The organism is Bacillus luti (genome assembly GCF_001884105.1).
GTDB classification, from domain to species: Bacteria; Bacillota; Bacilli; order Bacillales; family Bacillaceae_G; genus Bacillus_A; species Bacillus_A luti.
Genome location: NZ_MACI01000045.1, coordinates 1 through 14,281, shown reverse-complemented (window position 1 = coordinate 14,281; position 14,281 = coordinate 1). Strand labels below are relative to the sequence as shown.

13 protein-coding genes are annotated in these 14,281 nt (G+C 35.7%); 8 read left to right on the top strand and 5 right to left on the bottom strand.

All coding sequences use genetic code 11. The annotated features are described in order from the left end of the window. Nucleotides 1-14: 14 nt before the first annotated feature. Both BAQ48_RS10455 and BAQ48_RS10450 read right to left on the bottom strand, forming a co-directional pair. Entirely contained in the window at nucleotides 15-1,472 is a 1,458-nt protein-coding gene (locus tag BAQ48_RS10455) for a YheC/YheD family endospore coat-associated protein (RefSeq protein ID WP_071711029.1), read from the bottom strand. Nucleotides 1,473-1,492: 20 nt separating this feature from the next. Beyond that, a complete protein-coding gene (locus BAQ48_RS10450; protein ID WP_071711028.1) occupies nucleotides 1,493-2,545 on the bottom strand; it encodes a YheC/YheD family protein in 1,053 nt (350 codons plus the stop codon). A gap of 129 nt (nucleotides 2,546-2,674) precedes the next feature. On the opposite strand from BAQ48_RS10450, the gene BAQ48_RS10445 reads away from it, so the two are divergent. Both BAQ48_RS10445 and BAQ48_RS10440 read left to right on the top strand, forming a co-directional pair. Then, entirely contained in the window at nucleotides 2,675-3,811 is a 1,137-nt protein-coding gene (locus BAQ48_RS10445; RefSeq protein WP_071711061.1) for a DUF445 domain-containing protein, read from the top strand. 143 nt (nucleotides 3,812-3,954) lie between these two features. Then, complete coding sequence (locus tag BAQ48_RS10440) at nucleotides 3,955-4,311, top strand: YlbF/YmcA family competence regulator (RefSeq protein ID WP_000164613.1); 357 nt, start codon at nucleotides 3,955-3,957, stop codon at nucleotides 4,309-4,311. A gap of 66 nt (nucleotides 4,312-4,377) precedes the next feature. On the opposite strand, the gene BAQ48_RS10435 is transcribed toward BAQ48_RS10440, so the two are convergent. Both BAQ48_RS10435 and BAQ48_RS10430 read right to left on the bottom strand, forming a co-directional pair. After that, nucleotides 4,378-4,974 carry an NDxxF motif lipoprotein gene (locus BAQ48_RS10435; RefSeq protein WP_071711027.1) on the bottom strand — a complete coding sequence of 199 codons (597 nt, stop codon included), beginning with the start codon at nucleotides 4,972-4,974 and terminating at the stop codon, nucleotides 4,378-4,380. Nucleotides 4,975-4,987: 13 nt separating this feature from the next. Continuing rightward, entirely contained in the window at nucleotides 4,988-5,545 is a 558-nt protein-coding gene (locus BAQ48_RS10430) for an HAAS signaling domain-containing protein (protein WP_071711026.1), read from the bottom strand. 401 nt (nucleotides 5,546-5,946) lie between these two features. Here BAQ48_RS10430 and alsS point away from each other — a divergent pair, with 401 nt between their 5' ends. From alsS to BAQ48_RS10410, 4 genes are all read left to right on the top strand, one after another. Further along, nucleotides 5,947-7,635 (top strand): acetolactate synthase AlsS, encoded by a 1,689-nt coding sequence (alsS, locus tag BAQ48_RS10425; RefSeq protein ID WP_071711025.1) that lies wholly within the window; start codon nucleotides 5,947-5,949, stop codon nucleotides 7,633-7,635. Nucleotides 7,636-7,651: 16 nt separating this feature from the next. Further along, nucleotides 7,652-8,410 (top strand): alpha-acetolactate decarboxylase, encoded by a 759-nt coding sequence (gene alsD, locus BAQ48_RS10420; RefSeq protein WP_071711024.1) that lies wholly within the window; start codon nucleotides 7,652-7,654, stop codon nucleotides 8,408-8,410. 187 nt (nucleotides 8,411-8,597) lie between these two features. After that, nucleotides 8,598-9,677 carry a glycosyltransferase gene (locus BAQ48_RS10415; RefSeq protein ID WP_084064530.1) on the top strand — a complete coding sequence of 360 codons (1,080 nt, stop codon included), beginning with the start codon at nucleotides 8,598-8,600 and terminating at the stop codon, nucleotides 9,675-9,677. Between the two features lie 40 nt (nucleotides 9,678-9,717). After that, nucleotides 9,718-10,827: a glycosyltransferase gene (locus tag BAQ48_RS10410; RefSeq protein ID WP_071711022.1), complete on the top strand. Its 1,110-nt coding sequence runs from the start codon at nucleotides 9,718-9,720 to the stop codon at nucleotides 10,825-10,827. A gap of 95 nt (nucleotides 10,828-10,922) precedes the next feature. Here the strand turns inward: BAQ48_RS10410 and BAQ48_RS10405 are convergent, their stop codons facing one another. Then, a complete protein-coding gene (locus tag BAQ48_RS10405) occupies nucleotides 10,923-11,537 on the bottom strand; it encodes a DNA-3-methyladenine glycosylase (RefSeq protein ID WP_071711021.1) in 615 nt (204 codons plus the stop codon). A 134-nt stretch (nucleotides 11,538-11,671) separates the two neighbouring features. On the opposite strand from BAQ48_RS10405, the gene BAQ48_RS10400 reads away from it, so the two are divergent. Continuing rightward, on the top strand, nucleotides 11,672-12,544 hold the full coding sequence (locus BAQ48_RS10400; protein WP_071711020.1) for a Cof-type HAD-IIB family hydrolase: 873 nt from the start codon (nucleotides 11,672-11,674) through the stop codon (nucleotides 12,542-12,544). Between the two features lie 211 nt (nucleotides 12,545-12,755). After that, nucleotides 12,756-14,246, top strand: a complete 1,491-nt coding sequence (locus BAQ48_RS10395) for a coproporphyrinogen III oxidase (RefSeq protein WP_071711019.1) — start codon at nucleotides 12,756-12,758, stop codon at nucleotides 14,244-14,246. Nucleotides 14,247-14,281 lie beyond the last annotated feature (35 nt).

The following is a 14,281-nucleotide window of genomic DNA, read 5'->3' as shown; positions in this document are numbered from 1 at the left end:
AAACTTCCACCTTATCATTTAGGTGGAAGTTTTTGTTTTTGTATTTGTGAGTGAATCATAGGAGAAGGAATATTTCCAGTGTTAGGAGCAGACTTGGATTGTATGTGAGACGTTTTTTCTTTCGAATCACGCAAAGAATGTTCAGTTAAGTAGATGGCATATTCGTAAAATAATTGGCGAGTCAATTCACTCTGCTCTTTTAACTTTTTATCTTGGAATACAGTTCGCCCTGGTTTAGAATTTGCTTCAAATAGCCACGGATTTTCCTGTGTGTCTAAACCGATATCAAAACCGATTTCGCCAATGTTTCCGGTTACTTGCTCATCCAGTGCATAACTGATTTGCAAGGCTGTTTGTTTTAATTTGTTTTCAATTTGAACTTGTTTCGTTGAATCCGGAAAAAGCTCTTGCAGTAATTTTGTGTCACCGCCGCTATTTACATGAGTCGTTAAGCTACCTTTCCCAGCGATTTTGGCGACGATGGCACTGACGACCCAATTACCGAAATGATTTTTATTTGTATGAATACGGAAATCAACAGGTTGCCCGTCAAAGCGGAGTAAAGAAATACCTTGCTGTACGATAAATTTTTTTAAATCATGTCCTTTTAATACATGGTTCAGAAGTGTTTCCAATGATTGATACTTTCTTAGTTTATTTTCTTCATTCTCGCGATAACGACAGTAGTAGCAATTTTCTGTTTGAGAGTAAAATAGCTGATGAATATTTCTTCCGAAGCTACCGTGTATCGGTTTCATGTAAATGGATTTATACGTACCGAGAAATCGTTCTACTTGTTCGAAGTGTTGAAATGCTTCTGTGTTTGGTAATAAGGGCATGATTGACTCGTCTTTCATAAGAAGTTGATGAACTTCCCATTTGTTGAAAAATCCTGGGTTAAACCACGGAATAGCGTAGTCATGTTCTAATTTTCTTTTTGCTCTGACGATTGGTTTATAATTTTCTGCTTGGCGATTTGGTAATCGATCATAAATGACATTTGGTAAAGGGACTTTGTTCTTTCGCCATGTTCCTTCTTGAAAGAAATACCCTTCAATTGTTTCTTCTTCCCAGTGTATATGTTGAACGCCAAAGACGAATACGAATGGTCGTAACGTGAAGGGTGGTGTTAGTAACTCACTGAGAGACGTTGACCGGTTTCCTAAAGGAGTAGGTGAGTCATCGTTGAAGCCCGTTGTGAAAATGCCGATTAATGGTCCGAAAATAATGGTTTGATTTTGTGTAAAGGCATGAATGGTAGTGGACTCAGGGAGTAAAAGTTTTTCGGCAATATGTTTTCCAATCATAATTTCGCGAGTAAAAGAATAATGAATTTTTACATCTTCACTTGCAACATGACGTATGCCGAAGGATAGGGATGTAATAGGTGGTGTAATAGAAAAAACGTAAGGTAAAGTAATACTATTTGGATATTCATCTGAAATATTTAATGTATATATGTGCTCTTTCAAAATAAGGTTGCCTCCTTTCATTATGGTGTAAAGCGGCTAAACTTTAGTGGTCCATGAAAGATTTTTTCAGCTAATGCATCACTATGACGAATGTAGCGTTCATAAGGGGGAATTGTGTTTACATACATAAGCCAAATAGCTCCTTTTTGATCCATAATAGTGGAAAGTTCTAGTTCGAATAAGGAAGTATAAGAGTGGTCCAATGTTTGAAACACTTCATTGATAATGTCATGTAAAGCGTCTTGTAATAGTTGAACGCCAGTACTAGATAGTACATATTTAATTTTTGAAAATGAATGCAGTGAGGAATCATCTGTTGCTGAAAGTAAAAATTGATTCGGAAATGAGCTCGTTTGTATAAATTGACCGATAACGTTCCAAGTATGTTCTTTACTTTTTTGCAAAATAGTTCGAATGTGGAGCGGGTATGTTAATTGATTTGGTGGTTGCAGCATCGTATGTGTGATGTAACGTGCTGAATGTACGTTAGATTTGTACCAACATATAAATTCATCTGTCCGCTTGATTTGATTAGAGGTATGGTATGTTTCATGTATTGTATCGATATAAAATGTTTTATTTTTATAAGCGACCCGGTACAAACTTTCATTGGAATGTGCATTAGTAGGGCGTATAATAATATCCTTTGTTTTTAATAATAGTTTGAAAATGTTTTGTATCGTTGCTATTTCGAATTTTGGTATATAAGGAGATAACTTTTTATTAGTGAGAAACAAATCATGTAGTTCACTTAAGTCAATGAGTGTGTTATTTAAAAAGGTAGTTGTAGGGCGGTTGTGTAACGATTGAATAATTGGTTTTGCTTTTTCAAAGTCTGTTTCCTCATGAAAAGAATAACGATCATATATATAAGAAGGAATCGGGAATGTTTGCTCTTTCCATTTTCCTGTATCTGTATCATAAATAAGACCAGAAACAAGGTCTGTTTTAGGATCAATACTAAATGGCGTAAACTGGGCAACGACATTATGATAAAGCCGAGCGCGTTTCGCGATTTCGGTGTAATACGTTTGCTCATAATGAATTGGAGAAGTTAAAAGACCAAGAACCAACGAAATCACTCCTTTACAAACATTTGCATAATAGGCGAAGCTATATATTGCAAATACGTTTTTATACCATTATACTTTTGTCCATATGATGATATGCTATAGTTTTGGAGAAGCGAAAGGTTGATTATAATGAATATATGGTTAAGTATGTTAACGACGACAGGGCTCGGAGCAATTATTGGAGGATTTACAAATCATTTAGCGATAAAAATGTTATTTCGTCCTCATCGTCCTATTTATATCGGGAAGTTTCAAGTCCCATTTACGCCAGGGTTAATTCCGAAGCGCCGAGATGAGCTTGCTGTTCAATTAGGAAAAATGGTTGTCGAGCATTTGTTAACGCCCGAAGGAATCGGAAAAAAGCTAACAAATGAAGAATTTCAAAAAAGTTTAATTCAATGGACACAAGTAGAAGTGGATAAAGTAATGACGAATGGACAGTCACTGCGACATATGTTAGAAAAATGGAATGTAGCGCATGTAGAAGAAGAGGCAACAGAAAAAATCGAACGTGTGATTACAGAAAAAATAGAGGCATTTTTAGCAGAGTATTATACATATACATGGGAACAAGCTTTACCTCATTCTGTCCATGAAAAAGTCGAGCGTGTGATTCCGAATATTTCGGCGTTTATTTTAAAGCGAGGAATTAGTTTTTTTGAAAGTGAAGAAGGGAAAGCACGTCTTTCAAAAATGATTGATGATTTCTTCGCTTCTCGCGGAACGCTACTTAACTTAGTCGGGATGTTTTTAGGAAATGTAAGTGTAGTAGATCGTGTGCAGCCAGAAGTCATTAAGTTTTTAGGACAAGATGGCACGAAGCAAATTTTAATTGACGTACTGCAAAAAGAGTGGGAAAAGTTAAAAGGAAGAGATGTTAAAGAAGTAGAAGTATTTGTAGAGAAAGAAATGATTGTAAGCTCCGTGCTGTCAGCTGTTAAAGTAGAAGAAACAGTAAGTAAATTTTTAAGTCAGTCTGTTCAGCAAGTATGTGAGCCGGTTCGAGAAACAATACTTGAAAAAGTGGTTCCAAGCATAGTAACGGAAGGCTTGAAGTGGGGAACAGAAAATGTAGAGAGCATACTAAACAATCTACACCTTGCGGAAATTGTTCAGCAAGAAGTATCTACATTTTCAACAGAGAGACTAGAAGATCTAGTTCTGTCCATTACAAAAAATGAACTGAAAATGATTACGTATTTAGGAGCATTATTAGGTGGAATGATCGGACTTGTGCAAGGATTGTTACTGTTGTTTCTTAAGTAATAAAGATGAGTACATAGAAATAAAAGTGAAATTTCTTCACATCTCTTGCATAGTTTGATATGGTAAGAAGAGGTGCGTATGAAAACGTACTTAAAAGGCAGTGCGCATGACAAGTGCTAGCCTTCTAAAGGAGGAAAAATAAAATGACAAAAAACATTCATGATGTTGCATATGAATTACAAAAAGCAATCGCTGAAAACGAAGACTTCAAAACGTTAAAAGAAAGCTACGCAGCAGTTCAAGCTGATGCAGCTTCAAAGAACTTATTCGATGAGTTCCGTACAATGCAACTTAGCCTACAACAAAAAATGATGCAAGGTCAAGAAATCACTGAAGAAGACAACCAACAAGCACAAGAAGTTGTAGTTCGCATTCAACAAGATGCTAAAATCACAAAATTAATGGAAACTGAGCAACGTCTAAACGTTGTAGTTGGCGACATTAATAAAATTATCATGAAGCCACTTGAAGAATTATATAACGCGCAACAACAAGCGTAATAGTGGAAGATGCCCCTTGGATGGGGCGTCTTTTTTATTTAGGGCATTTGATATTTGTATAGAACGTTATTTTTTGAAATACTCAGTCTCAATGTTCTTTTCTTTCAAAAACTTTTCAATTTCTTCTTGCTTCCTACCATTAACTTTCTCAAAGTGTTTTGTAAAAGAAAAATCAGTCTTGAATAAGTTACCATCTTCAGCGAGTTTGTCTAGTTCTTGCTCTAGTTCTACTGAAAGTGCCGTAGATGATGAAATATATTCATGAATTTCCTTCGAAGGCTGTTTGTAATCATTAGGAATCGTATTGTTACTAATAAAATTATGGAAGTTCGCATCGTTTTGTTGCGCTAAATCTATTAGTTTTTGTAATTTCTCTCGGTCGGATTTAGTAACCTTCTCGTCAGACATAGCTGACGAAAGTGTAACGATGTTTTCGTATAACTCTCCGCTATAATCTAAATAAGTTTTTATATTTCGTTTCATCTCGTCTTCATTAATAGTTTCATTGTTTTTTGAGGAAGTGAATATAGTTTCCGGAATTTTAACCGTAATATCTTTAATAGATTGTACATCGTTTTCTTCCTTAGGTTGTATACTGTTTGAACAAGCTGATAGAAATACAATAGTGAGTAACATAATTGGGTATAAAATATACTTTTTCATATTAATCTCCTTATTATCTTTGTAAAATAGCAATATTCCATTTCAGATACTTTACTAAAAGTGCATATAGATGTTTTACCATTTGATAACATATGACGGATATCAGTAAACCGACGCAAAAAGCGATGAACACATTATAAACATCGGAATAACTAATTTGATGAAACCCTTTAAAGAATCCTAATCCTATTAATAAAATAGGTGAAATAATTAATATTGGAGTGGCAATGATCAGTGCTAGTAGAATCGGTAATAAAAAGAGTAGTACGAAAAAGGCGATAATGATAAAGGCAAAGTTTAAAACACTTAAGCTCATAACAGAAAATAGTGCGGTTATCATATTTTTAAAGCTTCGTTTACTGTCAGCATTGCTTATTGTATAGGAAACATTAAGTTCTTTAGCGATCGTTTTAGGGTTTCCTAGTTTTTTAGAAATTTCTTCTTCAGATTTTCCATCTTGTTTACCACTAATAAAATGAGTTTCGTACTCTGAGATAATATCCTCCTTTTCTAAATTAGGCATATTCCGTAAGGAGGAACTAAGTTGGCTTAAAAATTCACTTTTGTTCATTACAATCACTTTCCTTTATAAAATGATGAATTACAGCTGAGAATCCTCTCTTTTTTGAAAGGGCGATATACTAATCATGAATGTTATTCCAATTAATGGGTATTCCAATATTTACAAATATATCATTTGCTAGTATTCTTTGCAAGGTACTGTGATTTTTTTTATACTGTGATGAAATGGAAGTTTTTTGTGTATTTTTAGAGGAGATATAAAAAATTATTCTAGGATAAATAAAGGGTTGTAAGCGTATTCCTTGATACTTGTCAAAAAACTGTCAAATTCATATCGTTGGAAAAATAATGCATTTGTAATATAATGATAAACAATACTTCACCACGTTAATTAACTAGGTGAAGTTAAAAATCTTTATTACACACATTATGAAATAAAGGGTGATTAGTTTGAGTACAGGTGTAAAAGCAAACGACGTGAAGACAAAAACAAAAGGAGCAGATCTTGTTGTTGATTGTTTAATTAAACAAGGTGTTACACATGTTTTCGGTATTCCAGGGGCGAAGATTGACTCTGTATTTGATGTACTGCAAGAAAGAGGACCAGAGTTAATTGTTTGTCGTCATGAACAAAACGCAGCATTTATGGCAGCTGCGATTGGTAGATTAACAGGGAAACCGGGCGTATGTCTTGTAACTTCAGGACCAGGGACATCAAATTTAGCGACAGGTCTTGTTACTGCGAATGCGGAGAGTGATCCCGTTGTTGCTTTAGCTGGTGCAGTTCCACGTACAGATCGATTAAAACGTACGCACCAATCTATGGATAATGCTGCACTATTCGAACCAATCACAAAATATAGCGTAGAAGTAGAGCATCCTGATAATGTGCCAGAAGCATTATCAAATGCATTCCGAAGTGCGACTTCTACAAATCCAGGCGCTACTTTAGTAAGTCTGCCGCAAGATGTTATGACTGCGGAAACGACTGTAGGGTCTATCGGTGCGCTTTCTAAGCCACAGCTTGGAATCGCTCCCACACATGATATTACATATGTAGTAGACAAAATAAAATCAGCGAAATTACCAGTTATTTTACTTGGTATGAGAGCAAGCACAAATGAAGTAACGAAAGCTGTTCGTGAATTAATTGCGGATACAGAACTTCCTGTCGTTGAAACATATCAAGCAGCTGGTGCCATTTCACGTGAGTTAGAAGATCATTTCTTTGGCCGCGTTGGATTATTCCGTAACCAACCAGGTGATATTTTACTAGAAGAAGCAGACCTTGTTATTTCTATCGGTTATGACCCAATTGAGTATGATCCGAAATTCTGGAATAAACTTGGAGACAGAACGATCATTCATCTTGATGATCATCAAGCGGATATCGACCATGATTACCAACCAGAGCGTGAATTAATTGGCGATATTGCCTTAACTGTAAATAGCATCGCAGAGAAATTACCGAGACTTGTATTAAGTTCGAAATCAGAAGCAGTATTAGAAAGATTACGTGCGAAATTATCAGAACAAGCAGAAGTTCCAAATCGTGCATCAGAAGGTGTTACGCATCCACTTCAAGTTATTCGTACACTTCGTTCTTTAATTGATGATGATACAACTGTTACGTGTGATATCGGTTCCCATTACATTTGGATGGCAAGATGTTTCCGTTCTTATGAACCACGTAGATTATTATTTAGTAACGGTATGCAAACGTTAGGTGTTGCACTTCCTTGGGCAATTGCTGCTACTTTAGTAGAACCAGGTAAAAAAGTAGTTTCCGTATCAGGTGACGGTGGTTTCTTATTCTCAGCGATGGAATTAGAAACAGCGGTCCGTTTAAATTCTCCGATCGTACATCTTGTATGGAGAGACGGTACGTATGATATGGTTGCGTTCCAACAAATGATGAAATACGGTAGAACATCGGCTACAGAGTTCGGTGATGTTGATATTGTGAAATATGCAGAAAGTTTTGGTGCGACAGGTCTTCGTGTTAACGCGCCTGATGAATTAGAAGGTGTATTAAAAGAAGCACTAGCAGCAGACGGCCCTGTCATTATTGATATTCCAATCGATTACCGTGACAACATTAAATTAAGTGAAAAATTATTACCAAACCAATTAAACTAATGGAGGCATGGTTGAGATGACTATTGCGCAATTAATTGATATTGATGCAAAAAGAACGAAAATGAGTAACGAAGTATATCAAACATCTACAATGCTTGCGCTATTAGATGGTATATATGATGGTGTGATTAGCTTTGAGGAACTAAAGGAACGTGGTGATTTCGGCATCGGCACATTTGATCAATTAGATGGTGAAATGATTGCGTTTGATAACGAATTTTATCATTTACGTTCAGATGGTTCGGCAGAAAAAGTGGAGCCAGAAGAAACAACACCGTTTGCGACGGTAACGTTTTTTGAAAAAGAAATGAGTTATACAGTAGAGCGTCCGATGAATCGTGAAGAAGTGGAAGCTTTATTACATGAATTAATGCCTAGTAAAAACCTATTTTATGGTATTCGAATGGACGGTACGTTCCGTGAAGTAAGAACGAGAACTGTTCCAAGACAAGAAAAACCGTATACACCGCTCGTTGAAGTGACGAAATCACAACCAATCTTTTCATTTAAAAATACAGAAGGTACGCTTGCTGGATTTTGGACGCCAGATTATGCGCAAGGTATTGGTGTAGCTGGATTCCACTTACATTACATTGATGATGAAAGAAGTGGGGGCGGACATGTTTTCGACTATGTTGTTGAAAACTGTACGATCCAAATTTGTCAAAAAGCTCATATGCATTTAGCACTTCCAGAAACAGCTGATTTTATGGCAGCTGAATTATCAAGAGAAAATTTAGAGGATAATATTGCGACTGCGGAAGGTGCAGATTGACACTTTCGCCCATAAAGAAATAAGTGACTAACGTCAGTAGGAAAAAAACCGAAGCTTTATTCAAGCTTCGTTTTTTTTATTGCCGCGTAATCTCCTCATAAAATGCCTCTATCCAAACGCAACTGTGAAGCAAAGGAAATATAATTTTCCCTCTAAACATATATATCAAAAGGATAGGGGGGATATGATGGGAAACTCAATTGCTATTAGTTTATGTATGATTGTAAAAGATGAGGAACAAACGATATCAAAATGCTTAGAATCGGTCAAAGGTATTGTGGATGAAATTATTATTGTAGATACGGGTTCCACAGATGCTACAAAAGAAATTGTGCAGAAGTATGATGCGAAAATATATGATTTTGAATGGATTGAAGATTTTTCAGCGGCACGAAATTTTGCGTTTTCTAAAGCTACAAAAGAATATATTCTTTGGCTAGACGCAGATGACATAATAGCTACGGAGGATAGAAAGAAATTTCTGCAGTTAAAAGATACGTTACATCGTAGTACGGATGCAGTATCGATGCATTATTACTTAACTTTTGATGCAGAAGGAAAACCAACGCATTCTTTAAGGAGGTATCGATTAGTTAAAAGAAGTAGAAATTTTCAATGGCATGGATTTATTCACGAATATTTAGAGGTGTATGGAAACCTTATAAATAGTGATGTTGGGGTAAGTCATAAAAAAGTAAAAGTATATACGAATCGTAATTTAAAAATATACGAAAAACATCTTGAAAGTGGAAAAGAATTTAGCCCTCGTGATGTGTACTATTATGCAAATGAATGTAAGGATCACGGATTATATGAAAAAGCTATTCAGGGGTATACCAAGTTTTTAGATGAAGGAAAGGGTTGGGTTGAAGATAATATTCAAGCTTGTTTAAAAAGAGCCGAATGTTATTTGGCATTGGAGAATCTTAAACAATCGATCGATTCTTGTTTAGAATCATTTATGTATGACATACCGAGAGGAGAACTTTGTTGTCATTTAGGACGTGTGTTTTTGCAACAAGGTGAATACTCTAAAGCAATATATTGGTACCATGCAGCAATTGACGGACCAAGACCGAAAGATTCTCCATTTGTCCGGGAAGAGTGTCATACGTGGTTGCCACATATTCAATTATGTATTTGCTATGATCGAATAAAAGAATATGAAAAGGCAATTTATCATAATGAAGAAGCTGCAAAGTTCATACCTAATAATCCAAGTATTGAATATAATAGAAAATATTTTGATAGTGTATTCAAAAAATAGTATTTGATAATCATTTTGGCTGCAGAGAGGAGTTTGTTTCATGCTCACAAGTATAATTATATTGACGCATAATCAATTACAATATACAAAAGAATGCATCCAAAGTATTAGAACTTATACAGAGGAAAAAGAATATGAATTAATAGTTGTCGATAATGCGTCAACAGATGGTACTGTAGAATGGTTACAAAAACAATCGGATATTTTGCTAGTGGAAAATGCGGAAAATATGGGTTTTCCAAAAGGCTGCAATCAGGGAATTAAAGAAGCAAAAGGCGATAACATTTTATTATTAAATAATGATGTGGTCGTAACTGAAAATTGGTTAAGTAACTTAATTCGGTGTCTGTATGAAAGTGAGGATACTGGAGCTGTAGGGCCCGTAACTAATAATGCTGCTTACTATACTGCTATACCGACCTTTTATAAAGATATGAAAGAGATGCAGACTTTTGCAACTTTATATAATCAAAGTGATAAAAATAAATGGGAAGAACGTATGAAATTAATCGGATTTTGTATGCTTATAAAAAAATCAGTGTTAGATGAAGTTGGATTACTAGATGAACGATTTACACCAGGGAATTATGAAGATGATGATTTGTCATTAAGAATTTTTGAAAAAGGATATAAATTGTATGTATGTAGAGATACATTTATTCATCACTATGGAAGCGTCTCGTGGAAGGAAGATAGTTTGAAGTTTTCCGTAATTTTACATGCGAATAATATAAAATTGCATGAAAAATGGGGATTTTATGGTGAAGGTTTATACATTCATTATGATTTACTAACAATTTTAGAGCGATTTGCGCCTGATAAAGTAAATATTCTTCATCTAGGAGCTGGATGCGGTGCAACTTTGTTAGAAATGAAAAGGTGTTATCCAGAGGCTTCCTTATTCGGGGCAGAAGTGAATGAAAAAGCGGCAGCTCTTGCAAATCGGACAGCTCCTACAACTTCTGTTGCGTATGATAAGTTACATGAGGTATTTACTGATCAAAAGTTTCAGTACATTCTAATATCGCATCCTATTGAGTTAGCACAATTCCCTCAGGTCCTACAATCTATTTCGCAACTTTTAACACCAACAGGAACTTTCATTCTGTCGAGGTTTAATTTGGAAAATTATAATGCACTAAAAAAATAATGCTTTCAAAATTTTCTCTTTGGCAATAAAACAAAACCGAAATCCAATCTTGGGTCTCGGTTTTTTGACGTGTGATGAAGTATGAAATGGTTCCTTTATTTTGAAACAAAAGGATGCCCCTCGTAATAAAATCGCCACGGATAATGAACAGCTTCTTCTGCATAGTCGATGTTAATACGAGGTCCTGCCGTTATTTTATATTGTGATGACATGTGTTCTTCTTCTGGCATTAATTCAATATGTAACGTGTCACTTTGTAATGATACACCGCGTTCTTCTAAAGTGATGCTAAGTGCACGGCATAGTTTGCCGGGGCCGTTTGTTAAGTTTTTGTACTGCGCTTTTGTGAGATTGGTTTTGTTGTAGCGCACTCGTTTCATTTCTTCAATGCCATCTACAGGTTCAAGAGCACGAATGAGAATTCCTTGCGGGATGCCAATAGGTGCTGTAATAACGTTAAAACAATGATACATGCCGTAAATTAAATATACGTAAGCATGCCCTGGTGCGCCGAACATGACTTCTGTACGATCTGTTCGTCTGCCCCCGTAACTATGTGCGGCCTTATCATCTGGACCTTTGTATGCTTCCACTTCTACAATGATGCCGCTTCGTTTTATCCCATTTACAATATGTACAAGTTTTTGTCCGAGTAACTTCTTTGCGATTTCTAACGTATCGCCTTCGTAAAAAGAAGGTGGTGCTTGCATCGTACTATCTCCTTTACAAGTTGTATATGTATATAGTAAACCAAATTTTCAGTAGTAATTCTAACTCGTTCTATTTGCTACATTTATTTCATAAATTATGGATAGAGTACAACAGCGAAGAGGGGGAGTGCGACATGATTTATCGCTTACTAGCTCTTAATATAGATGGGACACTACTATACAACAATGGAAAAATTGCAAAAGGATTACGAGAAACAATTGAATTTGTGAAAAGAAAAGATGTATACGTTACATTGTTTACGAGCCGTAATTTTCAGTCCGCTCATAAAGTAGCAAAGGCGTTAAAATTAGATTCTATATTAGTGACACACGGTGGTGCTTTCGTTTCAGCAACGTTAGATAAGCCGTATGCTCAAAGGCGATTATCTGAAGAGAAGACTTTTAACATTGTGCAAGTATTGGAGCACTTTGATTGTAATGTACGTATTTCTCATGAACGTTTTTCGATAGGGAATCGTGAGAGAAATACACCAAACATAATTGCGCGTACTGTATTATCAAGCGCAGATCCGCTATTTTATCCGGTTCAATTTGTAGATTCGTTAGGGGATGCGCTTCGTGATCATCCAGTAGCTGCGCCAAAAATTGATGTGATTTTCCATAGTAAAGGTGAAAAAGAAAGAGGGCTAAATACATTAAGAAAAGCGTTCCAAGATATAGAGTATGTGGAGTGTGATTCGAAACGAATAGAGATTTTGCCGCAAAATGTATCAAAATTACGTGGATTACAATTGCTTGGAGAGCATTTAAATATTTCGCTAAATGAAATGGTTGCGATTGGGGATAGTATGGAGGATTTAGAGGTAATTGAAAATGTAGGGCTTGGGGTAGCGATGGGGAATGCACCTGTAGAGTTAAAGCAAGCAGCAGACTGGATTACACGTTCAAATAGTGAAAATGGTGTGGAGTACATGATTAAAGAACACTTCCGTAAGCAATTCCCGCTTCCATTTTTGAAAAATCATAAAAATACATCGGGAAGATAAAAGGAAAACGTAGCTTTTTGGCTACGTTTTTTTTGTACGTTTGAGATTCAATTTCAATCGTTAGCATCTTTGTTCGTATTAGTGTAGTTTCGTGAAGAAGCAATATTTATTCAGTTGTAAATAGAATATAAAAATAAGGTAAAACCTTCTGTATTGACCTACAAACGCCCTTCAAGTAAACTAAAGAGAGTTTGCAAATGAAAAGGTGATAATGTTGTTAATTTCAATTAAAACGTTACAAGATGATCGTTTTTTACGTCCGCTACAAAATATTGGCGGCTTATTTTTTGAAGATAGTACGATTGGATTTGAACAAGAGGAAGCAAATCTTATCGTTGATATTCACATTGAAGAGAATGTGAAAGCATCTGCTCGTTTAACAGATGTTGCCACTGGAAATGTGTATGAAGAAACATTCGCAAAAGATTTATCTGCTTTTACAGATGAAAAAGAGCGTATGAAGCAAGTGAAGCACGTTGTTTCTTATGTATATCTTTCTGTTCTTCAGCAGTTAACTGGACTTGAACAAAGCTGGGGTATTTTAACAGGAGTACGTCCAACGAAACTTCTTCACAAAATGCTTCAAAATGGTATGTCAAAAGAAGAAGCACACAAAGAACTTCGTGAAAGCTATTTAATTCATGAAGAGAAAATTGAACTTCTTCAGCGTATTGTTGATTGCCAATTAGCGGTTGTTCCAGATTTATACCGCTTGAAAGAGGAAGTAAGTATTTATATCGGTATTCCGTTTTGTCCGACGAAATGTGCATACTGTACATTCCCAGCTTATGCAATTAACGGACGCCAAGGATCAGTTGATTCATTCTTAGGTGGTTTACATTATGAAGTTCGTGAAATTGGTAAGTTTTTAAAAGAAAAAGGTGTGAAAGTTACGACGATTTATTACGGCGGCGGTACACCGACAAGTATTACAGCAGAAGAGATGGATATGCTGTATGAAGAAATGTATGAAGCGTTCCCAGATGTGAAAAATGTGCGTGAAGTGACAGTTGAGGCAGGTCGCCCAGATACGATTACGCCAGCGAAGCTAGAAGTGTTAAATAAATGGAATATTGACCGTATTAGTATTAATCCGCAGTCATACCATCAAGAAACACTAAAAGCAATTGGACGTCATCATACTGTAGAAGAAACAATTGAGAAGTATCATTTAGCTCGTGAAATGGGAATGAACAATATTAATATGGATTTAATTATTGGTCTTCCTGGTGAAGGGTTAGAAATCTTCAAGCATACGTTAGATGAAACAGAAAAGTTAATGCCAGAATCATTAACAGTTCATACGTTATCATTTAAACGTGCTTCTGAAATGACGCAAAACAAACGTAAATATAAAGTAGCAGGTCGTGAAGAAATTACAGCGATGATGCACGAAGCAGAAGAATGGACACAAAAGCATAATTACGTACCATATTACCTATATCGTCAAAAGAATATTTTAGGTAACTTAGAAAACGTTGGTTATGCAATTCCGACGCAAGAAAGTATTTACAACATTGTTATTATGGAAGAAGTACAATCGATTATCGGACTTGGATGTGGTGCTTCAAGTAAGTTCGTTCATCCGAAGACAGGTGCAATTACGCACTTTGCGAATCCGAAAGATCCAAAATCATATAACGATGGCTTTGTGAAATATACAGAAGATAAACTGAAAATTTTAGAAGAGCTATTTGTGTAAGAGTGAAGAGGTTGTTCCAATTAGGAACAATCTCT

Excerpts from the sequence above, each read along its gene's own strand:
- BAQ48_RS10405 (WP_071711021.1), bottom strand. The coding sequence starts at position 11,537 with ATGCAAGCACCACCTTCTTTTTACGAAGGCGATACGTTAGAAATCGCA.
- BAQ48_RS10395 (WP_071711019.1), top strand. The coding sequence starts at position 12,756 with ATGTTGTTAATTTCAATTAAAACGTTACAAGATGATCGTTTTTTACGT.
- BAQ48_RS10445 (WP_071711061.1), top strand. The coding sequence starts at position 2,675 with ATGAATATATGGTTAAGTATGTTAACGACGACAGGGCTCGGAGCAATT.
- BAQ48_RS10430 (WP_071711026.1), bottom strand. The coding sequence starts at position 5,545 with ATGAACAAAAGTGAATTTTTAAGCCAACTTAGTTCCTCCTTACGGAAT.
- BAQ48_RS10415 (WP_084064530.1), top strand. The coding sequence starts at position 8,598 with ATGGGAAACTCAATTGCTATTAGTTTATGTATGATTGTAAAAGATGAG.
- BAQ48_RS10440 (WP_000164613.1), top strand. The coding sequence starts at position 3,955 with ATGACAAAAAACATTCATGATGTTGCATATGAATTACAAAAAGCAATC.
- BAQ48_RS10410 (WP_071711022.1), top strand. The coding sequence starts at position 9,718 with ATGCTCACAAGTATAATTATATTGACGCATAATCAATTACAATATACA.
- BAQ48_RS10400 (WP_071711020.1), top strand. The coding sequence starts at position 11,672 with ATGATTTATCGCTTACTAGCTCTTAATATAGATGGGACACTACTATAC.
- alsD (WP_071711024.1), top strand. The coding sequence starts at position 7,652 with ATGACTATTGCGCAATTAATTGATATTGATGCAAAAAGAACGAAAATG.
- BAQ48_RS10435 (WP_071711027.1), bottom strand. The coding sequence starts at position 4,974 with ATGAAAAAGTATATTTTATACCCAATTATGTTACTCACTATTGTATTT.